Origin of the sequence: Streptomyces sp. R35, from assembly GCF_041053035.1 — a bacterium.
Classification (GTDB): domain Bacteria; phylum Actinomycetota; class Actinomycetes; order Streptomycetales; family Streptomycetaceae; genus Streptomyces; species Streptomyces lutosisoli.
In genome coordinates this window covers 6,403,248-6,428,524 of the sequence record NZ_CP163440.1, presented here as the reverse complement: position 1 = coordinate 6,428,524, position 25,277 = coordinate 6,403,248, and the positions used below count along the sequence as shown (strand labels likewise).

Genomic DNA, 25,277 nt, shown 5'->3' with positions numbered 1-25,277 from the left:
CCCCGTACGCACGGACGCACTGCCCAGCAGGGTAGTTCCGTACGCCCCCGCGAACCCGCTCAGGGCGTCAGCAGCTCCACCCGTACGTCCGCCGGGAACCCGGTGGTCGAGCCGACCCGCCGGGCGAACTCCCGTACGGCCTCCAACTGCGGGGCGCCGAAACGGAAGTCGAGCGTGGTGAAGTACTGCTCCAGGACCTGCTCGTCGAACTCCTCCCAGCGGGCCGCCTGTTCGGCGACCTTGGAGACCTCGTCCAGCGAAAGGTCCCTGGACGCCAGGAACGCCTCGTGCACCTTGCGGGTGACGGCGGGCTCGCGCTCCAGGTAGTCGCGGCGGGCCGCCCACACGGCGAAGACGAACGGCAGGCCCGTCCACTCCTTCCAGAGGGTGCCCAGGTCGTGCACCTCCAGGCCGAACTTCGGACCGTCGAGGAGGTTGGCGCGCAGTGCCGCGTCACCGATGAGTACGGCGGCGTCGGCCTCCTGCATCATCAGGCTGAGGTCGGGCGGGCACGTGTAGTACGACGGCTGAACGCCCACGCTCTCCGCCAGCAGCAGCTGCGCAAGTCGAACAGACGTACGAGAGGTGGAGCCGAGGGCGACGCGGGCGCCGTCCAGTTGGTCCAGCGGGACCTGCGAGACGATCACGCAGGACATCACCGGACCGTCGCAGCCGACCGCGATGTCGGGGAAGGCGACCAGCTCATCGGCGTGCTTGAGGAACTCGACGAGCGTGATAGGCCCGATGTCGAGGTCGCCCTGCACCAGCTTCTCGCTGAGCTTCTCGGGGGTGTCCTTGGTGAGCTCGAAGTCGAGGAGCGTGCCTGTTCTCGCGAGCCCCCAGTACAGGGGCAGGCAGTTCAGGAACTGGATGTGGCCGACGCGCGGCCGGTTGCGAGGATTGTCCACATCGCGAGGCTAGACCCCATGAGGTACGGTGCAGTCTCCAGGGTCCGGTGTGGTTTCAGAAACCCTCCCACCCCCTCGTGTCAACCCCTGCGACAGGGATTCGACACCCTTGACGTCAACCCAGATCCGACCGAGGTCAAACATCCGGGTGACGTGATCTTGCCCTCTATTGCTTTCGGCTGCCCGAGTGCTAAGCTCGCCGCAAGTTGCAGTTTGGTTTCCCTTGCAGTACAGAGCCTGCGGAGCATGTGACCGCGGGCTCTCGTCGTTTTCAGACGTATGCAGTTGTTTTTACAATCGCAGGTTCTGGAGCAGGGCAACCCTTTGGGCCCAAGGAGGGCTTATGGCTACCGGAACCGTGAAGTGGTTCAACGCCGAAAAGGGCTTTGGTTTCATCGCCCAGGAAGGCGGCGGCCCGGACGTCTTCGTCCACTACTCCGCGATCAACGCGAGCGGATTCCGCTCTCTCGAAGAGAACCAGTCGGTTTCCTTCGACGTCACGCAGGGTCCGAAGGGCCCGCAGGCGGAGAACGTCACCCCGATCTAAGCCTGCGGCTCCATGAGCCCAATGGTTTGATCCGGAACGGATAGCAGTACCCAAGGAGCCCCGCGCCAGCCGGTCGCGGGGCTCCTGCCTTTGTGCTCACACGCCCACGGCCCCGGCGCCAGGCCCTGTCGTCAGGCCGCTGAGCAGACGCTCGGCCGTGCCGAAGGCGATCGCGGCGTCGAGCGGATTGGCGTAGGTGCGGTACCAGCTGATCAGGCCGTCGCGGACCCGGGCGAACGCCACGATGTCGAAGGCGAATCGCTTCCCACCGGCCAGGACCCGGCCGTGCAGCCGGTACTCGGCGACGATCACCTCCGGGTCGCCGGTGTCGTGGATCCGGACGTTGTCCACGCCGTCGAACTTCTGTATCCCGGCCCCCTCGCGCAGATGCGTGCGGAACGCCTCGCGGCCCGGCTTCTGCGCGGGCACACCCGGCGGCAGGAAGGGCATCTCGAAGACGGCGTCCGGGGCGAAGACCTCGGCCATCGCCTCGCTGGGACCCTCGGCGGTGAGGCGGAGCAGGTGCTCGACGACTTCGTGCGGTGCGGCAGTGCTCATGAGAGACTCCTCCCGAAGCAAGCGGGGCGATGGCCCCGTTTCGTGTGGCCAATATGCGGGGCGCGCGCCCCGCTTGTCAACGGGGCGACTCCGTTGCGGAGGAGGACGGTTGAGTTGAGCACCGAACGAGCGGAGCGGCCGCTCCGAGCCGACGCGCGGCGGAACCGGGAGCGCATCCTGCGGACGGCACGCGAGGCCTTCGCCACCGAGGGCATCGGGGTGCCGCTCGACGAGATCGCCCGCCGCGCCGGGGTCGGGGCGGGCACGGTCCACCGCCACTTCCCCACCAAGGAGTCACTGTTCGAGGCCGTCGTCGTGGAGCACCTGGGGCAGCTGACGCGTGACGCGCGAGCGGCCCTTGAGGACGATGACGCGGGGTCGGCGTTCTTCTCCTTCGTCCTGCGCATGACCGAGGAGGCCGACGCCAAGCAGGACCTCGCCGAAGCCGTCGCGGGGGCCGGTAGCCGTATGGGCGCGGCGGCCGAGCAGCTGGCGGCGGATCTGCGGGAGGCGTTCGCCGAACTGCTGGCGCGAGCGCAGGAGGCCGGGGCGGTACGGACCGACGTGGACGCCGCCGATGCGCAGGCGATCGTCGTCGGCGCGCTCTCCGCGCAACGCCGGCGGGCGGACGCGGCGCACCCCGGACGCGTGGCCGCCCTCGTCCTCGACTGCCTGCTGCCGCGCGGCTCCGGGACCGGCCGGCGTTCCCCTTGAGAGGCCCCCTACTTCGCGTACAGGCCCTCCACCTCCCGCTCGAAGTCCCGCATGACCGCCTCCCGTCGTAGTTTCATCGACGGGGTCAGATGGCCGGCCTCCTCGGTGAAATCCACGGGCAGGATGGCGAAGCGGCGGATGGACTCCGGACGGGAGACCAGATTGTTGGCCTCGTCCACGGCCCGTTGCAGGATCGCCCGCAACTCGTGGTCGTCCACGAGGAGTTCGGCGGGAACCGCGTGCTTGCCGTTCATCTGGCGCCAGTGGGCGGTGCCGTCGAGGTCCAGGGTGATCAGGGCGGTGACGTAGGGGCGGTCGTCGCCGAGGAGCATGCACTGGGAGATCAGGGGGTGGGAGCGCAGCCAGTTCTCCATGGGGGCCGGTGCCACGCTCTTGCCACCCGAGGTGATCAGGAGTTCCTTCTTGCGGCCGGTGATGGTCAGGTAGCCGTCGTCGTCGAGGGCGCCGATGTCGCCGGTGGCGAGCCAGCCGTCGGGGGCGGCCGGGACCACGCCGCCCGCCTGGGGGTCCCAGTAGCCGCGCAGGATCTGGTCGCCGGCCAGCAGGATCTCGCCGTCCGCCGCGATACGGACCCTGGTGCCGGGCATCGGCCAGCCGACCGTGCCGAGGCGGGGTTTGAGCGGGGGCGTCACGGTCGCCGCGCCCGTGGTCTCCGTGAGGCCGTAGCCCTCGTAGATCTCGATACCCGCGCCGGCGTAGAACGCGGCGAGGCGGCGGCCGAGCGGGGAGCCCCCGCAGATCACGTTGCGCACCCGGCCGCCCATGGCGTTGCGGATGCGGCGGTAGACGAGGGGGTCGTAGAAGGCGCGGGCCGTCTTCAGCGCGCGGCCCGGTCCGGGACCGGTGCCGGTCTGCCGGGCCTCCATGGCCTCTCCGTACCGGATGGCCACACCCGCCGCGCGGTCGAAGGACGCGGCCCGGCCGCCCGACTCGGCGCGGGCGCGGGCGGTGTTGAAGATCTTCTCCAGCATGTACGGGATGGCCAGCAGACACGTCGGTCTGAAGCTCGCCAGGTCCGGGAGCAGATCGTCCGCCTTGAGGCTCGGCGCGTGACCGAGACGTACCCGCGCGCGGACGCAGGCGATGGCGACCATCCGGCCGAAGACATGCGACATCGGCAGGAAGAGCAGGACGGACACGTCGTCGCCGGAATCCGCCTTGAAGACCGGGTGGAGGAGTTCGATCGCGTTGTCGACCTCGGCGAAGAAGTTGCCGTGGGTGAGCGCGCAGCCCTTGGGGCGGCCCGTGGTGCCCGAGGTGTAGATCAGGGTGGCCAGTGTGTCCGGGAGCAGCATGCCCCGGCGAATCTCCACTTCCTGATCCGGGACCTGCTCACCCAGCTCCGCCAGACGCTCCACGTGCCCCTTCTCGATGACCCACATGTGCCGCAGATCGGGCAGCCGTTCGCGTTCCGGGCCGAGAGCCGACGCCTGGGCGACGGTCTCGGTGACCAGGGCCACCGCGCCCGAGTCCTGGAGGATCCAGCGGACCTGGAAGACGGAGGACGTGGGGTAGACGGGGACCGTCACCAGGCCCGCCGCCCAGGCGGCGAAGTCCAGGAGCGTCCACTCGTACGTCGTACGCGCCATGACGGCGATCCGGTCGCCCGGCGCCAGCCCCTCGGCGATCAGCCCCTTCGCCACGGACAGCACCTGGGCGGCGAACTCGGCGGCGGTCACGTCCGTCCAGCGGCCGCCGTCCTGCGTCCTACGGCTGAGCACCACGGCGCCCGGAGCCGCGCTCGCGTTGTCGAAGGGCACGTCGGCGAGCGAACCGTGCGTCACCGGAGGGGCGAACGGCGGCATGGACACCTCCCGTACCGACCCGTCCAGCCGACGTGTCTCGGGCTCCACGAGGACGGGTGTGCCGTCGTAGTCGGTGGAGTGGACATAAGGAGTGGACACGGGCGGCTCCTGGGGCGTGCAGCGGCGAAACTGCCTTGCTGCATGACGTACGTGCCTCGCGTACCGAGGCGTTCACCGACGAGCACCCACAGAAAAGGGTTACCGGCGGTAGGTAGGGGATCGTACGGGGCCCACGTGAGGGGGCTGTGCGGGTTCGGGGATGGTCCGGAGCCGGGCCTGTGCAACCTCGGAGGTTACGTGAGGGTGCGTCACGTTCACCCCCGGACGGCCGGCGGCGCGGACGCTCCGGAACCGACGCCGGGCACAGTCCGTCGGGGCCCATCTCGACCCGTTCCCCACCTTTCACGTACCCTTACCCTGGGTAACCTTACTCCAGAGTAAATATACGTCCGAGCCGGGAGTTGGACAATGGCCGACCGCCATCTGCGCTTCACCGGCACCGAACGTCCCGCGGCCGTCGTCGAGTTCGGGGTTATTTCGCCCCCGCCGCCCCTACCCGTCCCATCCCGTTCCTGGGGGCTGCGCCCCCAGACCCCCCTAAAGATTGCGCAGTTCCCCGCGCCCCTTTTAGGGGCGCGGGGAACTGCGCGAGCAACCCCCACCCACCCGCAGTCAAAGAACCGGCCTATGGGGTCTGGGGCGAGCCCCAGAAGGATGGGACGGGTAGGGGCGGCGGGGGCGAAAGAGAACCACTCACGGGAAACCTCAACCCACCCCCCTGGAGCCCCCCATGCACACCCTCACCCTCACCGCACCCCCCTCCCTCACCCCCTCCTCGCCCGCGGAGCCCTCCTCTCCCCCCTCAAGCACCCCCACCCCAACGCCACCCTCCCGCCCACCCGACTCGTCCTCCCCGACACCCGCGTCGACCTCGCCCGCCTCGCCGCCTACGAACGAGTCTGCGGATTCGCCACAGGAGCGGACGCACTGCCCGTCACATACCCCCACATCCTCGGATTCCCGCTGGCCATGCGGATCATGGCCAGCCGCAGGTTCCCGCTCCCGCTGCTCGGCCTGGTGCACACCTCCATCGAGATCACGCAGCGCAGAGAGCTGGCAGCCACAGCGGCCTACGAACTCACCGTGTACACAGAGGGGTTGACGCCCCACCGACGCGGCACCGAGGCGACCGTCGCGACCGAGGCGAGGGTGGACGGCAGCCTCGTATGGGAGTCGAGGAGTACGTACCTCGCACGGCACAGCCAGAAGCACCGCGACAAAGCGACCGAAGCGCCCGCCACCCCGGACGAGACCCCGCACGAACTCCCGGACACCAGCCCCCTCCCCGTCCTCCCAACCGTCACCGAATGGCGCCTCGCCGGCGACGTCGGCCGTCGCTACGCCGCCGCCTCCGGAGACCGCAACCCCATCCACCTGCACCCCCTCACCGCCCGCCTCTTCGGCTTCCCCCGCGCCATCGCCCACGGCATGTGGACCGTCGCCCGCTGCCTCGCCGAGTACGGGCCGAAGGACGCGGTGACCGTGCGGGCCGCGTTCAAGGCGCCGGTGCTGCTGCCGGGAACCGTCGCGTACGCCGCCGAGGGGCCCGCTTTCGAGCTCCGTGGCGGTGAGCGCGTGCATGTCACCGGCGAAGTACGGCCCCTGCCCGTGGAAAGCGGATGAACAGCGCGCCAAAAGCGGGCGAACAGTGTGCGGGGCGGGCAACCGCGCCGGCCGGAACGTCATCGTCAATCCGCAGGTCAGCGGCAGGGGTTGAAGAATTCCTCACAGGCCGCCCCTAGCTAGCCAAGGTTCCTTCAAGCAGGTCCTCATCCCACGCTCAGACACCGTTCCTAGCCTCGGCTCACTTCGCCGCACCCACGCCAGGAAGGGCTCCTGAGCCATGCCCCCCAGACGTATCGCCGTACTCGCCGACTCGGACACCCGCTGGAAGTGGGGCGCGTCGGTCGCACGGCAGATCGCGCCCGAGCACGCGCTCGACGCCCTCTTCCTGCGCACCCGGGCCACCCCGACGGAACGCCAGCTCGCGGAGATCGGGATCGTGCCCGACACCCGGCGCGAGGTCGCGGCGGCCGAACTGGTGGACGACGAGGAGCTGGCCGGGGCGGATGTCGTCGTCCTGGCCACCGCCGGTGGCACGACGCTGGCGCTCACCCACAGCCTGGGGATCGCCTGGGCGGCGCGCGAGCGGCGGCCCATCACCGTCACCGGGTACGTCGGAGTCGTCTACGAGAAGATGGTCGACGGGCTCCTCACCCGCGCCGGCACCGATGTCGTCCTCGCCAACAGCGCGTACGACGCGGACCGGTTCCGCGAAGCCTTCGCGAGCGTCGGAGTCGATCCGGACTCGGTGGTGGAGTGCGCGCTGCCGTTCCTCGGCGGTGATCCGTACACGCCCTCCCTCGACCGGCCCTTCACGCTCACCTTCGCCGTCCAGCCCTCCGTGCCCAAGGGCCGCGAGTCCCGGCTGAAGCTGCTGGAACGCGCGGCCGCACACGCCCGGCGCCATCCCGACCGGCTCGTCCTGATGAAGCTGCGCAGCCTCCCCGGCGAGCACACGACCCATGTCGAGGCCAACCCGTACCAGGTGCTCATCGAGGAGCTGGCCGAGCCCGCGCCGCCCAACCTCCAGCTCGTCTACGGCCACATGGGCGAAGTCCTCGACCGCACCGACCTGTTGGTGACCGTGAGCTCGACGGCCGCGCTGGAGTCGATGCACCGGGACATACCGACCGCGATACTCACCGACTTCGGTGTCCGCGAGGCGCACGGCAACCACTACTTCGTGCACTCCGGCTGCCTGGCCTCCTGGGACGACCTCGACGCGGGCGCGCGGCCCCTACCCGACCCGGCGTGGGCGGCACGTCAGGGCATCGGCAAGACCGACCCGTACGCCACCGCCCGCGCCCGCCTCGCCGCGCTGCGCGCCGCCGGCCCACTGCCGCTGCTGCGGCCGTACTACTCACCGCAGCGCGCCGGCGTCTACCTCGGCGGGGTTCTGGAACGCAACGGCTTCGACGAGAAGGGCAGGCCGCTGCCGGTCCCCCTGGCCATGGCCGGTGCCGGCCCGGTCAAGGCGGTCGTCCGCCGGGTCGCGCGCAGCGGCGCCAAGTCCCTCTACCGCGTGGGCCGCGAGAAGGTCGCCCCCACCCTCCGCCGCTGGGGACAGGGATGACAGCCCGCCCCGTCGCCCTCGCCCTTGTCGAGAGCCCCGCCCAGCTCCTCAACTTCCTGGAGTGGGCGCTCGGCGAGCGCGACGGAGCCCCGGAGCCCGTGCGGTGCGAGGCCGCCGTACTCCTTCCCCTCGACCCGGCCACCCGGCACCAGCTGCGGGTGATGGCGGACGTGGCCCGCGCCGAGGGCATCGACGTCGGCCTGTACGACATCCGCAAGGTGCCGGTCGGCTTCGCGCACGCCCTGGCCTCGCTCGTACGGAAGCTCACCACCGCCGACCGGCTCGTCATCGGCGACCCCTTCTCGGGGATCATCCAGCGGCTGCTGCCCCTCGCCCGTACCCGGGACTTCGTCCTGGTCGACGACGGCACGGCCACCCTGGAGCTCTCCCGCCAACTGCTCGCCGGCCACCCCCTCGTCCGCTGGCACCACTCGGGATCCACGCCCGGCGCGGCGGTCCGCGCCGCCCGCCGGATATCTCCCGGAGAAGGAAGGCGACTTGAGGTCTTCTCCTGTCTGACATCGGCGGGCCTGCGGCTGCCATCCGGCGCGGTCGCCTCGTTCAACGGCTACAGCTGGGCCCGGCAGCGCTACGGACTCCCCCAGGTCCGTCCCGGCACCGACATGATCGGCACCTCGCTCGCCGAGACCGGCCTGATCGACCCGGACCGGTACGTCCACGAAGTGGTCATGCTCGCCCACCAGTTGAACGCCGAACGCTACTTCGCGCACCGCCGCGAGGACCCGGACAAACTGCGGCTGCTCGCCGAGTACGGCGAGCTGGAGATCGTACGTCCCGAACTCCCTCTGGAACTGGAGCTGTTGACCGGTCCGGTCGCAGACACGCTGGTATGTCTGCCCTCCACGGTCCTGTACACCCTGCCCCTGGTCCTCGCCGGGAGCGGCGTGGAGATCACCGCCTGCGCCGACGTCGCCGGCTGGCTGGAGCCGGACACCTCCGAGCGGGCGGCCGCCTTCCTGGAAGAGGTAATCGGAGCATGACCTGGAACGCCACCCTCAAGCTGACCGCGAAGTCCGCCTTCGAGAGCTGTACCGGCCTGCGCGTGACCAGGGCGCGCGGGGCCCACCCCCGGGCCGAGGCCCCCGGCAAGGTCGAAGCCCCCGGCAAGGTCGCGGCGAGCGCCCGGCCGCCCGCCCGGCCGGAGGCCGACCGGCTGCTGAGCGCGCCGGTGTTCGTGCTCTCCCCGCCGCGCTCGGGCTCGACTCTGCTGCGCGTGCTGCTGAACAGCCACTCGCGGCTGCACTCCCCGCACGAGACGCACTTCCGTCGCATCACCGTCCGCTTCACCACCGAGCCGGCCGCTCAGGCGATGGAGGCGGCGGGCCACAACCTCGCCGATGTCGAACATCTGCTCTGGGACCGGCTGCTGCACCGCGAACTCGCCCTCAGCGGCAAGGAGTTCCTCGTCGAGAAGACGCCGAGCAACGTCTTCGTCTGGGAGCGGCTCGCCACCTGCTGGCCGGACGCGCGCTTTGTCTTCCTGATCCGGCACCCGTACGCCATCGCCCGCTCCTGGCACGAGGGCTCGCCCGAGGAGCGGCCCATGGAGGAGGCGGTGCGCCACACCCACGAGTACATGCGGACCCTGGAGGAGGCGCGGCAGCATCTGCCCGGCCACACGGTCCGCTACGAGGAGCTGACCGCCGGCCCGGAGGCCGCGACCCGCGCCCTCTGCGCCCATCTCGGCATCCCCTGGGAGCCGACCATGACGGAGTACGGGCGGCACGACCACGGCGACTTCACCAAGGGCATCGGCGACTGGACGGACAAGATCAAGAGCGGCAGCGTGCAGCCGGGCCGCCCGTTGCCGCGCCCCGACGAAGTCCCGGAGGCGCTGCGCCCGATGGCGCGGGCGTGGGGCTACCTGGACTCGCCTTCGGCGACGGGCGGGAACTGACCCACCGCGACCGCCACGGACTACCCCTGCGCGACAGCCGGGGACGGAGTCTCCACCACAGCCGGGGACGGAGTCTCCGCCACAGCAGAGGACGGAATCTGCGCGGCGGCCGGAGACCAGGGCCGCCCCTCCATGAGGTCGCCCAGGCCCGCCCAGGCGAAGTTCATCAGGGTCGCGGCGGCCTGCTTGGCGGAGACGCCCGGGGTCGCGTTGGCCCAGGCCGCGAGGGACTCGGCGGCGCCGACCAGCGCCTCCGCGAGCCCGGCGACCTCGCGCTCGGGCAGGGTCGGGTCACGGTGTGCCTCGCGAGCCCCGACCACGATCAACTGCGTGACGAACGCGACGAGTTCCTCGCGCATCGCGGAGACCTCGGCGGCGAACGGCTCGCCGTGCGTACGGGCCTGGAGGTGCAGGACCGCCCAGCCGTCGGGGTTCTCGGCGGTGTGCGTGAAGAACGCCCGCAGCCCTTCCCAGAGTTGACGATCGGCGGCCAGACCAGGCTGTACGCCCGCGCGGACGGCGTCGGTGAGCGCCTTGGCCTCGCGCCGGATGCACGCGGTGAAGAGGTCTTCCTTCGAGTTCAGGTACAGATACACCAACGGCTTGGACACGCCCGCCAGTTCGGCGATCTCGTCCATCGACGCGGCCCGGTACCCCCGCTGCCCGAAGGTCCGTACGGCCGCGTCCAGCATCTGCTGTTCACGTACCGCACGCGGCATGCGCTTGCTCTTCACAGCACCCATGCGGGCAAGCGTACGATCGGCCGCCGCCTACCGTGCACAGGGAAGGTTCAGGAGGTCTGACCCTGCGCGCCGTGGCGGGCGGCGTCGTCCGCGGTCTCGTCCTCCTGGCTGCGGTTGCTCTCCAGGTTGGCCTTCATGCGGTCGACACGCGCGACGACCTGGGCCGAGGCGCGGTCGCGCTCCTTGCGCAGCACGACGAAGCTGATCGGGGCGGAGATCAGCAGGGAGAGCAGGACGACCCACATGTAGTTGGAGTCGCCGAGTCCGCGCGGGGCGATGCCGGAGTAGACGAGGCCCCAGACGACCACGAGGCAGCCCGCGAAGATCCCAAGGCGCATCAGCGTGTAGCGGCCCATGTCAATCCACTCTTCCGTTCCGAATCCGTTTCGAACGTTCCCAAAGGGCACCGTCCAGTGAAGCACGCCCGGGCGGCGATCTTGCACGGGGGCCGCGACAGCAGCGGCGGCAGCGGTGGGTGTCGGCGGCGGATCAGTGCAGCGGGAGCCACATCATGATGTCGTCGCGGTAGTCGTCGGCCGACACCCGCAGTCCCCCGGGCACCCGGCCCACCTCCTTGTAGCCGCAGGAGGCGTAGAAGTGCTCCAGGCCGAGGCCGCCGCGGCAGGTCAGTTTCAGGGCCTCCAGGCCCAGCGCCCGGGCGTGCTCCTCGGCGGCGTCGAGCAGGGCCCGGCCGTGGCCGCCGCGCTGGAGCGACGGGTCGATCATGACCGTGGTCAGCCAGGCCCAGTGGCCCTGGAGCCGGTGCGTGTTGAAGCCGAGGAAGGCGGTGGCGCGCAGCCGTCCGGCGGAGTCGAGCCCGGCGAGCAGCCGGTGGCGGCCGGCGGCCAGCGACTGCGCGTACCGGTCGGTTTCGGGACGTACCTCCTCGTACGTCACCGTGCCGGCGAAGCCGATCGCACCGCCCGCGTTGCTGACGTCCGCCCACAGCCGGGTCAGCTCGTCCAGGAACGCGGGCGTGAGCTCGGGGTCAAGCCGGAAGGTCAGCCTCTCGTGCCTCTCCTGGCTCTCCTGGGATATCCGCTCCATGGTCAGCGAGCCTAAGCTCCGCCACCCGATCCGCCGTGACCGGGTCGAACGCCTTCACGTACGCCAGCTGCGCCCGCCCCACGCACCCGCGCGACAGCTTCACGTTCCCCGAGCCGGTGCCGTAGTGGATCGCCGTCACGCCCTCGGCGACGGCGAGCTGGAGCAGCTCGTAATAGAGGAGGCCGAAGTAGAGGGGGACCTCGCCCTTGACCGTGTAGTCGTAGCCGGTCTGGCGTGCGTACATCTCGCCGCGATGGGTGAAGAAGAGCACGAAGCCCGCGAGCTTCCCGTCCAGCTCGGCGGTGAGCACGCGGACGGTGTCGCCGGTGTGCGTCGCGATGCTGTGCAGGACGCGGCGGAAGGCGTCCGCGTCGGCGGGGGTGCCGTACTTGGCGTACAGGTTGAGTTCGAGCGGGGCGATCCGGTCGATGAGGTCGCCGGTCAGGCCCTCCAGGCGGTACGTCACGCCCGCCGCGTCCAGGGCGCGCAGATCGCGGCGGATGCGGCGCCGTGTCTCCCGCCCGAAGCGGGCCCGGTACGCGTCGAAGCCGCCCTCGGCCGCGGACGGCACGGCGAGCGAGTAGGCCGTCTCGAACGGCAGGTCCGTGTACCCGGCCGCGGACAGCGCCTCCCGCAACGCCTCGTCGTCCTGGTCGACGTACAGGAAGCACACTGACCGCATGCCGTCCTCGCGCGCCCGCTCCTCGGCGGCCTCCAGCACGGCCCGCAGCGCGCCCGCGTCCCGGGCGGCCGCCTTCCCGTGCGAGGGGTTGCGGCCGCCGAGCGCGAGCGCGGGCATCAGCTCCCCGGCCCAGGGCGCGTCGTGGCTGCGCCCGAGCACGAAGTCGGGGCGGCAGAAGACGTACGGCACGTCGGCTTCGAGGGGGTGGGCGGGGAGCGCGGCGAGGAGGTCGTCGTCCTCGTGGCCCATGAAGTAGTACGGGGCGGTCGCCGCCGTCGCGTACGCGTGCTTCAGCCAGGGGGTCGCGGAGAAGAAGGACCGCGCCCCGAAGGCCGTGTCCCAGGCGGCGTCCAGGCCGTGGGGACTGCGCTGGATCCGTACCTTCACGCGATGCCCTCCGCCTCGGCGACGACGACCGGGGTCAGCTGGCCGACGGCCGCGTCCGCGCAGCGCAGGGCGTCGCCCGCGGTGTCGGCGGTGGCGACGACCGTGCCGAGGTAGTCGAGGTTGCTCTGGGCGGGCTTCACCGGCTTGCCGTTCTTGGGGTGCAGGACGACCGCGACGACTCCGGGGACACGGCGGGCCAGGTCGGCGCCCTCGACGCCGGCCAGCACACCGGCCGTCGACGCGGTGAGGTAGCGGGAGACGGCGGCGCGGTCCTGGGTCGGGGTGAGGTCGGCGGGGCGGCCCGCGTGCAGGAGGGTGACCTCGCGCTGCATGTGGATGCCGGTGGACTCCAGGATCAGCCGGGGGATCTCGGCGCCGGCCATCCGCCCGTTGATCTCGACGATGTACGGGCCGTCCTGGGTGACCTTGACCTCGACGTGCGCGGCGCCGAAGTCATGGCCGACGGCGCGCAGGGCGCTGATCACGAGGTCCGCACAGGCCGTCCGCACCGGCTCCGACAGCACGGAGGGGAAGATCTCACCGAGCTCGGCGAAGTAGGGGTGCGGGCCGAGCGCCTTGTCGGTCAGCCCGATCACCCGGTGCTCCGTGCCGTCGTGGACGATCTCGGCGCTCAGCTCGTAGCCGATCAGGTACTCCTCGACGAGTGCGCCGGGGCGGCGGGGCTGGCCGCGGAAGTTCAGCGGGACGGAGGCGATGGCGTGGTGCGCGGCGGCGACCTCCTCGGGGGTGCGGCACAGACTGACGCCGATGCTCGCCGACTCGGTCATCGGCTTGACGACGACAGGCAGCCCGAACTCCTCGGCCGCCGCGAGCGCGTCCTCCTGGGTCACCGCCTGCGTGAAGCGCGGTACGGCGACGCCGGCGGCCCGCATCATCTCGCGCTGGACGAGCTTGTCGCGGCAGGCGGCGGCCGCGTCCACGTCCATGCCGGGCAGCCCGAAGTGGGCGGCGATCCGGGCGACGATCGGGATGTTGTAGTCCGTCACCGTCATCACCCCGCGCAGCACACCCTCGGTGTGGAAGGGGGTGAGCGCCTCGATCACGGCCTCGGCCGAGTTGGTGTCGGCGGTGAGGATGCCGTCGATGTACTTGGCGTACACCTCGTCGGCGGTGGAGACGGCCCGGTAGCGGTCGGGGTCGTTGCTCACCAGGACGGCGCGGTAGCCGAGTTCGTGGGCGGCGCGCAGCGGGGTGAGCCCGAAGTCGGAGAGCTGGCTCTCGATGACGGCGATCACGGGAGTCGGGGTGGCGCTGGTCATGCGGGGTTCCTTTCCAACGGGCCGAGGGGGGTGGTGGCCGCCGCGATGGGGCGCCGCGCGGCGCAGACGAGGACGAGGGCGAGCGCCGTGCACGCGGCGGGCATCAGCAGTGCGGGCGAGGCCCCGAGGTGCTGCGCGACGACGCCCGCCGCCGCGGACCCGGCGGCGCTGCCGGCCTGGATGAAGCTGCCGACGCCCGCGAAGGCCTGGGTCATCCGGCCGTCCTCGGTCATGTCGCCGATGAGCTGGAACTCCTCGGCTCCGGCGGGCGCGATGGGCGTACCGCTGCCGATCAGCAGCACGGCGAGCACGACGACGGCGACGGTGCCGTGCGCGAGCGCCGCCAGGGGCAGCAGGGCGAGGCCGAGGGTGAGCACGACGAGCAGCCGTATGTAGCGGGCGTACGTGGTGCCCGACCGGTGCCGCGATCCGTACACCAGGCCGCCCACCACGCTGCCGGCCGACTGTGAGGCGAGCAGTACCCCGGCGAGCGCGGTCGTCGAGCCGATGTCGTCGAGCAGGGCGGCGACCGCGACGGCGAGCGCGCTGGAGAGGGCGGCGGTCAGGCCGATGGCGGTGAGGACGGTGAGCGCGGCGACCGGGCGCCGCCCTCGGTGTGCGGTGGGGGCGCTCACGGCGTGCGCCGGGCGCAGATCCCTCACGACGCGCGCCCGCGCGTACCCCCACGTGCCGGAGGCCATCACCACGGCCGCCACCAGGAGCGCCTGGAACGCGCCGATCGTCGCCGCGAGCAGCGTGATCAGCGAGGGCCCCGCGATGTACAGGAACTCGGTCAGCGTGGCCTCGAAGGAGTACGCCCGCTGCCGCAGGGTCTCGTCGTCGGTGAGTCTCGGCCACAGCGCGCGCACGGAGGCGCCGACGGGGGGCGCGAGGGCGCCCGCGAGGAGCGCGCAGCCGAACAGTGCGGCGACCGGGGCGTGCCGGGCGGCGCCCGCCGTGCCGAGCAGTGCCACGAACACGGCCGTCCCCAGGACGCGCAGCACGATCGAGGCGCGCGCCCGGTCCATGATGCGCCCCGCCACCGGCTGCCCGCAGGCACTGCCGACGGCGTACGCCCCCGCCGCCCCGCCCGCGACTCCGAACGAGCGCCCCGCCTCCACGACGGTGAGCAGCAGCGCGACGGGGATCATGGTCACGGCGAGCCGTGCGCAGGCGGCGTACACGACGGCGTCGCGGGCGCCGGGGAGGCGCAGCAGTTCGCCGTAGCGCGCGACGAGCCCCTTCATGAGGGCGCCACCGCGAACCGGAACACGTCCTCGTCCGTCTCGGCCCGCCACACCACGTCCGCCCGCTCCCCCTCGATGGCGACGACACCGGCGCGCATGCGGATGAAGTTGTTGCTGCGCCCGAGCGCGTACGCGCCCGAGTCGTGCATCACCAGCAGATCGCCCACGTCCAGGTCGGCCGGCAGCTCGGAGTCCGGGGCGTGGATGTCCGCCTCGTAGCAGAGCGGGCCCGCCAGGGACCAGGGGACGAGGTCCGGCGAGAAGTCACGGCCGACCGGCTGGAAGCGGTGGACCTCGCCCGTGCCCGTCCAGGGGGCGATGTGGTGCCCCGCGTCGAGGATCAGCCAGCGGGAGTCCGGGAGTTCCTTGCGGGACATGACCCGGGTGAGCAGGCACATCGCGTCGGAGACGAGCAGCCGCCCCGGTTCGCACGCCAATACCGCGTCCGCGAGGCCGAGTTCGGCCAGCCGCTTGTCGACCGAGGTGAGAAAGGCGGCCGGGTCGAGCCCGGGCCCCGGTGAGCGGTCGGAGCCGCGCGGCCGCAGAATCCCCGGCACGCCGAAGCCGCCGCCGATGTTGACCTCCCGCACCCCGAGCCGCGCCGCCTCGGCGAGCACCGGGTCGAGCGCGGCGAGAAGCAGCTCGGGGAAGACGATCTGGCTGCCGAGGTGCGCGTGGACGGCGGTCAGCCGCAGATGCGGAGCCGCCCGTATCGCGCCGATGACCCGCTCCAGCTCCCGCGAGCCGGTCGGCCAGCCGAACCTCCCCCGCACGGCGGTCCGTTCGGCCGCCGCCACGAACGCGGGGTCGCTGGACGTGGCGACGGGCATGCCCGGAAACAGCCGCAGCCCCACCTCCGCCGTCACCCCGGCCGACGCCGCCGCCCGCTCCAGGGCGGCGATCTCGTGCTCGCCGTCGATGTTGACGCGCACCAACTCCCGTACCGCCAGGGCGAGTTCGTCCTCGGTCTTCACCGGCCCGTTGAAGACGATGTCCCCCGGCGCGAACCCGGCGCGCAGCGCGGCCCGCAGCTCATAGCCGGACACCACGTCCGCGCCGAGCCCGCGCCCCGCGAACCGCTCCAGCAGGTAGGGCAGATAGTTGGTCTTGACCGAGTAGTACGCCCGCCCCGGCCGCCCGAGCCCGCCGAGCGCGGCCAGCAGGTCGTCCGCCGCGCGCTCGGCCCGCGCGATGTCGAGGACGTGGACGGGGGTGCCGTACCGCCCCGCGATCTCCGCGAGCCGTTCGCCGTCCCAGCCCCGCGTGTCCCCGCCGGGGGTGTCCCCGCCCCGCGTGCCGTCCGTCATCCGCCGCTCCCCCCTGTGATCAGCCGGAACCCGGCGTCGATACGGTCCCGCTCCAGCAGCCCGGCATGCCGCCGCGCCCACGCCCCGGACTCCAGGTCGGCGCGCAGCCGCCCGATGCCCCGCTCCACCGCGCCCGGGTCGGTCAGCGCGAACGCCGAACAGGACCGGCGGCGAGCCGGGTCCAGATAGGCGTCGGGCCGCCGCCAGAAGGCGGTCATGAAACCGTCGGTGAAGTCGTGCCACACGGGAAGCGCCCGCACGTCCGGCACCTCCGGGGCATCCGTACCCAGGAGTTCCGTCAGATACGGCAGCGACGGCACCCGGGACTCCTCCGCCGCCGCGATCTCCGGCAGATACTCCCGGGTCAGCCAGAACTCCCGCTGCACCGCCATGTCGTACGTGACGACCACGAACCGCCGTGCCACGCGCCGCAGTTCGGCGATCCCGGCCGCGAGGTCCGACCAGTGGTGCACGGTGAGCACGGCGAGCGCCACGTCGAACTGCCCGGTGTCGAAGGGCAGTTCCTCGGCCCGTCCGATCAGACAGGGGGCGGCGCCGGCCGGGCGCTGGGCGCGCATCGCGGCCGACGGTTCGACCGCGAGCAGCGGCACGTCCGCCGGCTCGTAGGAACCCGCGCCAGCGCCGATGTTGATGACGTTGCGCGCGTCCCCGACGGCCTCCCGGATCGCGGCGGCCCAGCGCGGATCGGGCCTGCGCACCCCCGCGTAGCCGATGCCGATCCGGTCGTAGAGCGCCGCCTGCTCCAACAGTGCTTCTGTCGTCATCGCGGCTACGCCCGCTGTCCCTGGAGGACCTTCGCCTCCCACTCCTCCCCGTACCGCCGCTCGTCCCACGGGTTCACGGCCATCAGCCACACATCGCGCAGCCCGCCGCTCTCGTCGAGGTGCTCGATGTCGGTGGCGTGGTGGAACATCTCGCGGTCGTTGAGCGCGATGGCCTGCCCCGGCTGCAGCACCGTACGGAAGAACGGTTCGCCGCCACCGGACGGCATGAGCTGGGTCTCGCCGCCGCTGATGTTGTGCCGGCGGCTGACCGCGGTGACGGTGTAGTGGTGGCCGTCGCGGTGCGGGCCCTCCGGTACGGCGACGCCCTGGACGCCGGGGGCGGAGACGATGCGCACCTGGTGCAGATTGATCTGCCAGGCCGCGTCCCGGTCGAGCCCGAGGGCCTCGGCGGCTGCGGAGATCAGCGCCGCCGGCACGACGGTGAGCGGCTCGAAGCCGCGCGCCTGGCCGCCCACGAGCGGGTTGTACTCCTTCGACTGCGCGAACTCCCGGTGCGGCAGCAGCTCGGCCGTCCAGCTTTCCTCGTGCGTCAGCCGGAACTGCGAGTAGCGGCGGTAGCGCTGCCGCGACCCCGTGTACTTGTCGAGCGGAAGCTTCGCGAACTCCGCCAGCGCCTCCTCGTCCAGCGCCGGTATGTCGAAGATCGTGAAGCCTTGTGCGTTGAGCCCCATTCCCTGTCCAACTCCCCTTCAGCTTCAGCTGGTTGACGAGGGATCAAGACTGTAGTCAGCAGAGTCAACACGCGTAGATGTCTGCGTGTTAAATCGATGTTTCCAGGAGCTTTGCCGTGGCTGTGAAAACGCGACAAGCCCCGGCGGGGCCGGGGCTTGTCGGGGGGCGAGGGGTTCAGACCCGCATCGGCTGCGGCGACTCCCGGCGCTCCGGGTCGGCACCCTCGTACTCGCGGATGATCTCGTACCGCGTGTTCCGCTCCACCGGCCGGAACCCGGCGTCGCGGATCAGGTCGAGCAGGTCGTCGCGGGTCAGCTTGTTCGGCGTGCCGTAGTTGTCCGCGTCGTGCGTGATCTTGTACTCGACGACCGAGCCGTCCATGTCGTCGGCGCCGTGCTGGAGGGCGAGTTGGGCGGTCTGGACGCCGTGCATGACCCAGAAGACCTTGACGTGCGGCACGTTGTCGAAGAGGAGACGCGAGACCGCGAAGGTCTTCAGGGCCTCGGCGCCGGTGGCCATCTGCGTACGCGCCTGAAGGCGGTTACGCACCTTGCCGTCCTTCATGTCCACGAAGTCGTGCTGGTAGCGCAGCGGAATGAAGACCTGGAAGCCGCCGGTCTCGTCCTGGAGTTCCCGCAGCCGCAGCACGTGGTCGACGCGGTGGCGGGGCTCCTCGATGTGCCCGTACAGCATCGTGCACGGGGTCTTGAGACCCTTCTCGTGCGCGAGCCGGTGGATGCGCGACCAGTCTTCCCAGTGCGTCCGGTGGTCGACGATGTGCTGCCGGACCTCCCAGTCGAAGATCTCGGCGCCGCCGCCCGTGAGGGATTCGAGCCCCGCGTCGATGAGCTCGTCGAGGATCTCGGAGGCGGACAGCCCGGAGATGGTCTCGAAGTGGTGGATCTCCGTCGCCGTGAAGGCCTTCAGCGAGACGTTCGGGAGGGCCTTCTTCAGCTCGCTCAGCGACCGCGGGTAGTAGCGCCACGGCAGGTTCGGGTGCAGGCCGTTGACGATGTGCAGCTCGGTGAGGTTCTCGCCCTCCATCGCCTTGGCGAGGCGGACGGCCTCCTCGATGCGCATCGTGTACGCGTCCTTCTCGCCCGGCTTGCGCTGGAACGAGCAGTAGGCGCAGGACGCGGTGCACACGTTCGTCATGTTGAGGTGACGGTTGACGTTGAAGTGGACGACGTCGCCGTTCTTCCGCGTCCGCACTTCGTGGGCGAGCCCGCCCAGCCAGGCCAGGTCGTCCGACTCGTACAGCGCGATGCCGTCCTCACGGGTCAGCCGCTCACCGGCCCGGACCTTGTCCTCCAGCTCGCGCTTGAGCCCGACATCCATGCGTTTACCTCTCCTCGTGACGAACGATCCAACCGTACGCCTACCGCCCTACTCCTCTTCGGGCAGCTCTCCGACCCGGTTCTCCCACTTCGTGGAGAGCACGATGGTCGTACGGGTCCGGGAGACGCCCTTCGTTCCCGACAGCCGCCGGATGGTCTTCTCCAGGCCGTCCACGTCGTTCGACCGCACCTTGAGCATGAACGAGTCGTCGCCCGCGATGAACCAGCAGTCCTCGATCTCGCTGAGGTCCCGCAGCCGCCGGGCCACGTCCTCGTGGTCGGCCGCGTCGGAGAGCGAGATGCCGATCAGGGCGGTGACGCCGAGGCCGAGCGAGGCCGAGTCGACCGTCGCGCGGTAGCCGGTGATGACGCCCGCCGCCTCCAGCCGGTTGATGCGGTCGGTGACGCTGGGTCCCGACAGACCGACGAGGCGCCCCAGCTCCGCGTAGGAGGCCCGGCCGTTCTCCCTCAGGGCCTGGATGAGCTGCCTGTCCACCGCGTCCATGCGATCGAAGCCTTCCACTGAAAAGGTCTGGAGAGTGTTCCTGAAAGTAAGTGCTGAGTGCTGAGTGCTGAGCGGGTAGTGCGACGTGCTCAGGTGCCGTTCAAGTGCTGTGCAGGTGCTGCTCAGGTGGTGCCGGACCGGGACCCGCCGCCCAGTTCGCCCTCCCACCGCCGGTACAGGCCGTGCTCGACGCCCGCCGCGTCGAGGACCCGTCCGGCGACGAAGTCCACCAGATCCTGGATGTGCGTGGCCCCCGCGTAGAACGCCGGCGAGGCGGGCAGCACGGTCGCGCCCGCGTCGTCCAGGGAGACCAGGTGCCGCAGCGTCTGCCCGTTCAACGGAGTCTCGCGGACCGCGACGACGAGCCCCCGCCCCTCCTTGAGGGTCACGCTCGCCGCACGCTGCAACAGGTCCTTCGACAGCCCGAGGGCGACGCCGGCCACGCAGGCGGTGGAGGCGGGCACGATGAGCATGCCCTTCGTGGGGTACGAGCCCGAGGACGGCCCCGCCGCCAGGTCACCGGCACTCCAATGACGGACGTCATCGATGTCCACGTCAAAGGTGCCGGGCTTGCCGTCGGCGCCGCGCGCCAGCCATTCCCGCAGGTCGTTCTGCCAGTGGGCGTCGCGGAAGGGCAGGCCGGTCTCGTCGAGCAGAGTGAGCCGGGAAGCGCGCGAGACCACCAGGTCGACACTCTCCCCCGCCTCCAGAAGCGCACGCAGCACAGCGGCGGCGTACGGCGTACCGGAGGCGCCCGACACCCCCACGATCCAAGGCCGGCGCTGCGTCTGTCCTGGCTTCATGGTGTCGAGCCTATCCGGCCACCGCCGAGATTCAGACCGTGAGCCCGCGCACCAGCAGATCGAGCAGGGCGCACGCGAAGAGAGCGATGCCGATGAATCCGTTGACGCTGAAGAACGCGCGGTTCAGGCGGGACAGGTCGTTCGGCTTGACGATGGAGTGCTCGTAGAGGAATGCGCCCGCGACGATCAGCAGGCCGAACCAGAAGAAGGCACCGGCCCCGGTGGCGAGGGCGTACCAGACGAGCAGGGCCGTGGTGACGGCGTGACAGACACGTGCACCCCAGATCGCGGCCGGGATCCCGAAGCGCGCGGGGACGGACATGACGCCGACCTCACGATCGGTCTCGACGTCCTGGCAGGCGTAGATGAGGTCGAAACCGCCGATCCAGACGCCGACCGCGAGACCGAGGACGACGGCGTCCCAGGACCACTCGCCGGTGATGGCGATCCAGGCGCCGACCGGGCCCATCGCCTGGGCGATACCCAGGATGGCCTGCGGGAAGTTCGTGAACCGCTTGCCGTACGGGTACACGACCATCGGGATCACGGCGATCGGCGCGAGGGCGAGGCAGAGGGGGTTGAGCAGCGCCGCGGCCCCCAGAAAGAAGACGAGCGCCACCAACGCACCCGTCCATGCGTGCCTCACGCTCATCGCGCCGGTGACCAGCTCACGATGGGCCGTACGCGGGTTACGGGCGTCGATCTCGCGGTCGATGATCCGGTTCGCGGCCATGGCGAAGGTGCGCAGCCCGACCATCGCGATCGTGACGAGCAGCAGCCGCCCCCAGTGGATGTTCTTGTCCCACTGGAACATCGCGGTGAGCGCGGCGATGTACGCGAACGGCAGCGCGAACACCGAGTGCTCGATCATGACGAGGCGCAGGAACGCCTTGGTGCGGCCCGGCTGCGGGAGCGCCGCGGAAGCTGAACTCACAGGCCGTACTCCTTCCAACGGCGGTCGACCTTCGCCGCCGTCTCCGGGTCGGACAGCACCATCTCGGGCCAGCCGCCGTCCCGGGCGTAGCCCTCCTCGGGCCACTTCTTCGTCGCGTCGATGCCCGCCTTGCCGCCCCAGAACTGCTGGTAGGAGGCGTGGTCGAGGTGGTCGACCGGCCCTTCGACGACCGTGAGATCGCGGCCGTAGTCGGTGTTCCCCAGCGCCCGCCACGCGACCTCGTGCAGATCGTGGACGTCGCAGTCCGAGTCGACGACCACGATGAGCTTCGTCAGGGACATCATGTGCGCACCCCAAATGGCGTGCATCACCTTTTGTGCATGCTTGGGGTACTTCTTGTCGATCGCGACGATCGCGCAGTTGTGGAAGCCGCCGGCCTCGGGGAGGTGGTAGTCCACGATGTCCGGCACGATGATCTTGAGAAGCGGAAGGAAGAACCGCTCGGTGGCCCGCCCGAGCGGGCCGTCCTCGGTCGGAGGCCGCCCGACGACGATCGACTGGATCAGCGGCCGCCTGCGCATGGTGACGCAGTCGATGGTGAGCGCCGGGAACGGCTCCTGCGGCGTGTAGAACCCGGTGTGGTCGCCGAACGGCCCTTCCGGGAGCATCTCCCCGGGCTCCAGCCACCCTTCGAGTACGACCTCCGCGTTCGCGGGGACCTGAAGCGGAACGGTCTTGCAGTCCACCATCTCGATCCGCTTGCCCTGGATGAACCCGGCGAAGAGGTACTCGTCGATGTCGCCGGGGAGGGGAGCGGTGGAGGCGTACGTCACGGCGGGCGGGCACCCGAAGGCGATGGCGACGGGCAGCCGCTCACCGCGCCGGGCCGCCACCTGGTAGTGATTCCGGCTGTCCTTGTGGATCTGCCAGTGCATGCCGATGGTGCGCTTGTCGTGCCGCTGGAGCCGATAGAGCCCAAGATTGCGGATCCCGCTCTCCGGGTCCTTGGTGTGCGTGAGCCCGAGGTTGAAGAAAGACCCGCCGTCCTGGGGCCATGTGAACAGCGCGGGCAGCTGGTCCAGGTCGACCTCGTCACCGTGCAGGACGACCTCCTGCACGGGCGCGTTGTCGGACTTCACCTTCTTCGGCGGTACGTGGGCCATGGCGCCGAGCTTGCCGAAGGCCTCGCGGACGCCGACGAACCCGTGCGGGAGCTCGGGCCTGAGCAGCCCGCCGATCTTGTCGCTGATCTCGCCGTACGACTTCAGCCCCAGGGCTTTCAGCAGCCGCCGATCAGTCCCGAACACATTCATGGCGAGCGGCATGGCGGACCCGCGCACGTTCTCGAAGAGCAGCGCGGGCCCACCACTCTTCTGTACCCGGTCGACGATCTCCCCGACCTCCAGGTACGGGTCCACCTCGGCCTTGATGCGCTTGAGGTCGCCCTCGCGCTCCAGTGCCCTCAGCAGGGAGCGAAGATCGTCGTAAGCCATGCGTTCCAGTATCGCCGAGCCCCACCCCACGCCTGCGCGCGCCCCACCGTCACGGTCCGACAGGGCGGTTTTTCGCCCCCGCCGCCCCTACCCGTCCCATCCCTGGGGGCTGCGCCCCCAGACCCCCCTAAAAGATTGCGCAGTTCCCCGCGCCCCTAAAAGACCCCGGGGCGGGCGGGGGATTGCGGGGCGAAGCCCCGCTTTCAGGGGCGCGGGGAACTGCGCGAGCAACCCCCACCGCCCCGCAGCCGACACACAACCCAGCGGGGTCTGGGGGCGCAGCCCCCAGGAACGGGATGGGACGGGTAGGGGCGGCGGGGGCGAGGAAACCCGCCCCACCCCACCGGAGGGCACCCGCTACCCTGTGCGCGTCACCGGGGCCCCACACCGCCCCGAACAACCAACGCTCACTGGGGGATCGTTCGGCCATGTTCAGGTATCTGCCCTTCCTGCTGGTCCTGGCGCTGTGGATCTACGCGTTCATCGACTGCCTGAACACACCCGAGGAGCAGGTACGAGGCCTGCCGAAGGTGGTGTGGGTGATCATCATCCTGCTCTTCGGCGAGGTCCTGGTCGGCCCGATCGCCTGGCTGGTGGCGGGCAAGACGCGCCAGGCCCCGGCAAACGGCGCCACCCCCTCCGAGTGGCACCGCAACCAGCGCACCCAGTTCGTCGCCCCGGACGACAACCCCGAGTTCCTGAACTCCCTCAAGGCCGAGAACAAGAAGGACGAGGCACTCCTGAAGGACTGGGAGGCCGACCTCCGGCGCCGCGAGGAGGAGCTGCGGCGGCGCGAGCGGAACGAGGACGGCAAGGAGTAGAAGAAGGAGCAGGAGAAGGGGCAGGAGAAGGGGCAGGAGCGGTGTGATGGAGCTGCGGCCGCTGGTCGCACGGCGATGCGTGCAGGTTGTACGCCGACGAGCCTCCCGAAGCGGACAATGCGCCCCTGGGCCGGACCCCGCCCGAGCCGGACACTTACCTCGCATGACGACTGCTCCCGCCAGCTCACCCACCACGATCGCCCCCGAGTACGGCGACCGGGTCATCGCCGTCGAGACGGCGGGCTCGGAACCCATCCCCGACGCCGAACGGCACGGCAGCCCCTTGCAGCTGCTGTGGACGTGGGCGTCGCCGAACATCGAGTTCGCGACCGTCTACATCGGCGTGATCTCGGTCCTCTTCTTCGGCCTCAGCTTCTGGCAGGCCGCCGCCGCCATCCTCCTCGGCACCGCGATCGGCGCCCTCACCCAGGGCGTGCTGTCCCTGGACGGGCCGCGGTTCGGCGTGCCGCAGATGGTGATCGGCCGGTTCTCCTTCGGGCACAAGGGCAACCTCCTGCCGTCCGGCGTGAACGCGGTGGTCGCGGGCGTCGGCTGGTTCGCGGTGAACAGCCTGAGCGCGGCCTTCGCGCTGAACACGCTGACCGGCCTGCGGCCGCTGCCCTCCCTGCTGCTCGTGGTGGTGGCGGAGATCCTGATCGGCTTCATCGGCCACAACTTCGTGCACGTCTTCGAGAAGTACGCGTTCCCGGCGCTCGCGGTGGTCTTCCTGCTGGCCGGCGTGTGGACGTTCAAGGACGCGCACCTCGGCGGAGGCGGCGGGGGCGGGGGCCTCGGCGGCTTCCTGCTGGCGTTCAGCACGGCGTGGGGCTACGCGGCCGGCTGGAACCCGTACGCCACGGACTACTCGCGCTATCTCCCCCGTACGGCGAACAAGTTCAAGACGGTCCTCTACCCGGCGGTCGGACTGTTCGTGTCGGTCGCGATCGTGGCGATCATCGGCGCGGCCTCGGCGACGATCGTGGCCCCGAAGGACGCCTCCCCGACGGCGGCCTTCACCGGCCATCTGCCCGGCTGGCTCGGCAACCTGGTGCTGCTCGCCATCATCCTCGGCGCGGTCTCCGCGAACGCCCTGAACATCTACTCCTCCGCGATCTCCATCACCTCGCTGGGCCTGAAGCTCCCCGCCTGGCTGGGCCGCAGCGTGCTGGTCGTGCTGTCCGGGGTCGTCGGCACGGCGGCGGCGTGGGCGTCCCTGTCGGACGCGGGATCGGCGTACGAGGCGTTCCTGCTGATCATCGCGTACTGGGTGGGCCCGTGGCTGGGCGTCGTACTGACCGAGCGGTGGCTCCAGTCCCGCACGGCCACGGACGAGGAACTGTCCCGCCGCCTCGGCGACGCTTCCTACACCAACTGGCCCGGTCTGGCGGCCCTGTTGATCGGCGTCGCGGTGTCGGTGCCGCTCTTCTCCAACCAGGAGAAATACGTCGGGTGGGTGCCGGAGCACTGGGCGTCGTTCGGTGACATCACCTGCCTGGTCGGGTTCGCGGTGAGCGCGGGGCTGTACGCGGTGCTGCGCGGACGTTTCGCCGCCAAGGCCTGAGAGACACCAGCTGTCGCTCCCCCC

Annotated in this window: 24 protein-coding genes and 1 pseudogene; 8 read left to right on the top strand and 17 right to left on the bottom strand. The window is 70.7% G+C overall.

The annotated features are described in order from the left end of the window. Positions 1-59: 59 nt before the first annotated feature. On the bottom strand, positions 60-908 hold the full coding sequence (locus AB5J50_RS29225) for a menaquinone biosynthetic enzyme MqnA/MqnD family protein (protein ID WP_369261190.1): 849 nt from the start codon (positions 906-908) through the stop codon (positions 60-62). A gap of 343 nt (positions 909-1,251) precedes the next feature. Between AB5J50_RS29225 and AB5J50_RS29220 the strand changes: the two genes are divergently transcribed. Further along, positions 1,252-1,455, top strand: coding sequence for a cold-shock protein (locus tag AB5J50_RS29220; protein WP_028805073.1), 204 nt, complete (start codon positions 1,252-1,254; stop codon positions 1,453-1,455). Positions 1,456-1,551: 96 nt separating this feature from the next. Here AB5J50_RS29220 and AB5J50_RS29215 read toward each other — a convergent pair whose 3' ends face one another. Next, on the bottom strand, positions 1,552-2,013 hold the full coding sequence (locus AB5J50_RS29215; RefSeq protein WP_369261189.1) for a nuclear transport factor 2 family protein: 462 nt from the start codon (positions 2,011-2,013) through the stop codon (positions 1,552-1,554). 114 nt (positions 2,014-2,127) lie between these two features. Here AB5J50_RS29215 and AB5J50_RS29210 point away from each other — a divergent pair, with 114 nt between their 5' ends. After that, entirely contained in the window at positions 2,128-2,727 is a 600-nt protein-coding gene (locus tag AB5J50_RS29210; RefSeq protein ID WP_369261188.1) for a TetR/AcrR family transcriptional regulator, read from the top strand. 8 nt (positions 2,728-2,735) lie between these two features. Here the strand turns inward: AB5J50_RS29210 and AB5J50_RS29205 are convergent, their stop codons facing one another. Next, positions 2,736-4,652: a long-chain fatty acid--CoA ligase gene (locus AB5J50_RS29205; RefSeq protein WP_369261187.1), complete on the bottom strand. Its 1,917-nt coding sequence runs from the start codon at positions 4,650-4,652 to the stop codon at positions 2,736-2,738. Positions 4,653-5,343: 691 nt separating this feature from the next. Here AB5J50_RS29205 and AB5J50_RS29200 point away from each other — a divergent pair. The 4 genes and pseudogenes from AB5J50_RS29200 to AB5J50_RS29185 all read left to right on the top strand — a co-directional run bounded on the left by AB5J50_RS29200 (position 5,344) and on the right by AB5J50_RS29185 (position 9,667). Next, positions 5,344-6,236, top strand: a pseudogene (locus AB5J50_RS29200) (MaoC/PaaZ C-terminal domain-containing protein). A gap of 220 nt (positions 6,237-6,456) precedes the next feature. Next, positions 6,457-7,749, top strand: a complete 1,293-nt coding sequence (locus AB5J50_RS29195) for a DUF6716 putative glycosyltransferase (protein WP_369261186.1) — start codon at positions 6,457-6,459, stop codon at positions 7,747-7,749. Beyond that, the gene (locus AB5J50_RS29190) at positions 7,746-8,750 is read left to right on the top strand and encodes a hypothetical protein (protein WP_369261185.1); all 1,005 of its coding nucleotides are present in this window, start codon (positions 7,746-7,748) and stop codon (positions 8,748-8,750) included. The genes AB5J50_RS29195 and AB5J50_RS29190 overlap by 4 nt, the downstream gene beginning before the upstream one ends. Beyond that, positions 8,747-9,667 carry a sulfotransferase gene (locus AB5J50_RS29185; protein WP_369261184.1) on the top strand — a complete coding sequence of 307 codons (921 nt, stop codon included), beginning with the start codon at positions 8,747-8,749 and terminating at the stop codon, positions 9,665-9,667. Before AB5J50_RS29190 ends, AB5J50_RS29185 begins: the two co-directional genes overlap by 4 nt. Before the next feature lie 20 nt (positions 9,668-9,687). Here the strand turns inward: AB5J50_RS29185 and AB5J50_RS29180 are convergent, their stop codons facing one another. The 14 genes from AB5J50_RS29180 to AB5J50_RS29115 all read right to left on the bottom strand — a co-directional run bounded on the left by AB5J50_RS29180 (position 9,688) and on the right by AB5J50_RS29115 (position 22,871). Then, positions 9,688-10,410: a TetR/AcrR family transcriptional regulator gene (locus AB5J50_RS29180; RefSeq protein ID WP_369261183.1), complete on the bottom strand. Its 723-nt coding sequence runs from the start codon at positions 10,408-10,410 to the stop codon at positions 9,688-9,690. A gap of 47 nt (positions 10,411-10,457) precedes the next feature. Then, positions 10,458-10,766, bottom strand: coding sequence for a DUF4229 domain-containing protein (locus tag AB5J50_RS29175; RefSeq protein WP_369261182.1), 309 nt, complete (start codon positions 10,764-10,766; stop codon positions 10,458-10,460). A gap of 133 nt (positions 10,767-10,899) precedes the next feature. Next, the gene (locus tag AB5J50_RS29170; RefSeq protein WP_369261181.1) at positions 10,900-11,457 is read right to left on the bottom strand and encodes an N-acetyltransferase family protein; all 558 of its coding nucleotides are present in this window, start codon (positions 11,455-11,457) and stop codon (positions 10,900-10,902) included. Next, a complete protein-coding gene (locus AB5J50_RS29165; protein WP_369261180.1) occupies positions 11,399-12,526 on the bottom strand; it encodes a GNAT family N-acetyltransferase in 1,128 nt (375 codons plus the stop codon). The genes AB5J50_RS29170 and AB5J50_RS29165 overlap by 59 nt, the downstream gene beginning before the upstream one ends. Beyond that, positions 12,523-13,806 (bottom strand): ATP-grasp domain-containing protein, encoded by a 1,284-nt coding sequence (locus AB5J50_RS29160; RefSeq protein WP_369261179.1) that lies wholly within the window; start codon positions 13,804-13,806, stop codon positions 12,523-12,525. Before AB5J50_RS29160 ends, AB5J50_RS29165 begins: the two co-directional genes overlap by 4 nt. Next, on the bottom strand, positions 13,803-15,053 hold the full coding sequence (locus tag AB5J50_RS29155) for an MFS transporter (protein WP_369261178.1): 1,251 nt from the start codon (positions 15,051-15,053) through the stop codon (positions 13,803-13,805). Before AB5J50_RS29155 ends, AB5J50_RS29160 begins: the two co-directional genes overlap by 4 nt. Beyond that, positions 15,050-16,360: a hypothetical protein gene (locus tag AB5J50_RS29150; RefSeq protein WP_369261177.1), complete on the bottom strand. Its 1,311-nt coding sequence runs from the start codon at positions 16,358-16,360 to the stop codon at positions 15,050-15,052. The genes AB5J50_RS29155 and AB5J50_RS29150 overlap by 4 nt, the downstream gene beginning before the upstream one ends. Then, positions 16,357-17,145 (bottom strand): methyltransferase domain-containing protein, encoded by a 789-nt coding sequence (locus tag AB5J50_RS29145; RefSeq protein ID WP_327430772.1) that lies wholly within the window; start codon positions 17,143-17,145, stop codon positions 16,357-16,359. Before AB5J50_RS29145 ends, AB5J50_RS29150 begins: the two co-directional genes overlap by 4 nt. 5 nt (positions 17,146-17,150) lie before the next feature. Further along, positions 17,151-17,837, bottom strand: a complete 687-nt coding sequence (locus AB5J50_RS29140) for a 2OG-Fe dioxygenase family protein (RefSeq protein WP_369261176.1) — start codon at positions 17,835-17,837, stop codon at positions 17,151-17,153. Between the two features lie 175 nt (positions 17,838-18,012). After that, entirely contained in the window at positions 18,013-19,176 is a 1,164-nt protein-coding gene (mqnE, locus tag AB5J50_RS29135; protein WP_330306542.1) for an aminofutalosine synthase MqnE, read from the bottom strand. Positions 19,177-19,224: 48 nt separating this feature from the next. Next, a complete protein-coding gene (locus AB5J50_RS29130) occupies positions 19,225-19,680 on the bottom strand; it encodes an Lrp/AsnC family transcriptional regulator (RefSeq protein WP_327430769.1) in 456 nt (151 codons plus the stop codon). A 122-nt stretch (positions 19,681-19,802) separates the two neighbouring features. Continuing rightward, positions 19,803-20,483: a UbiX family flavin prenyltransferase gene (locus AB5J50_RS29125; RefSeq protein ID WP_330306541.1), complete on the bottom strand. Its 681-nt coding sequence runs from the start codon at positions 20,481-20,483 to the stop codon at positions 19,803-19,805. Between the two features lie 31 nt (positions 20,484-20,514). Next, positions 20,515-21,417 carry a menaquinone biosynthesis prenyltransferase MqnP gene (gene mqnP / locus AB5J50_RS29120; protein WP_369261175.1) on the bottom strand — a complete coding sequence of 301 codons (903 nt, stop codon included), beginning with the start codon at positions 21,415-21,417 and terminating at the stop codon, positions 20,515-20,517. Then, on the bottom strand, positions 21,414-22,871 hold the full coding sequence (locus tag AB5J50_RS29115; RefSeq protein WP_369261174.1) for a menaquinone biosynthesis decarboxylase: 1,458 nt from the start codon (positions 22,869-22,871) through the stop codon (positions 21,414-21,416). The genes mqnP and AB5J50_RS29115 overlap by 4 nt, the downstream gene beginning before the upstream one ends. Positions 22,872-23,299: 428 nt before the next feature. Here AB5J50_RS29115 and AB5J50_RS29110 point away from each other — a divergent pair, with 428 nt between their 5' ends. Beyond that, positions 23,300-23,692 carry a PLD nuclease N-terminal domain-containing protein gene (locus tag AB5J50_RS29110; protein WP_369261173.1) on the top strand — a complete coding sequence of 131 codons (393 nt, stop codon included), beginning with the start codon at positions 23,300-23,302 and terminating at the stop codon, positions 23,690-23,692. Between the two features lie 163 nt (positions 23,693-23,855). Continuing rightward, a complete protein-coding gene (locus AB5J50_RS29105; RefSeq protein WP_369261172.1) occupies positions 23,856-25,253 on the top strand; it encodes a cytosine permease in 1,398 nt (465 codons plus the stop codon). The last annotated feature ends 24 nt before the right edge of the window (positions 25,254-25,277 follow it).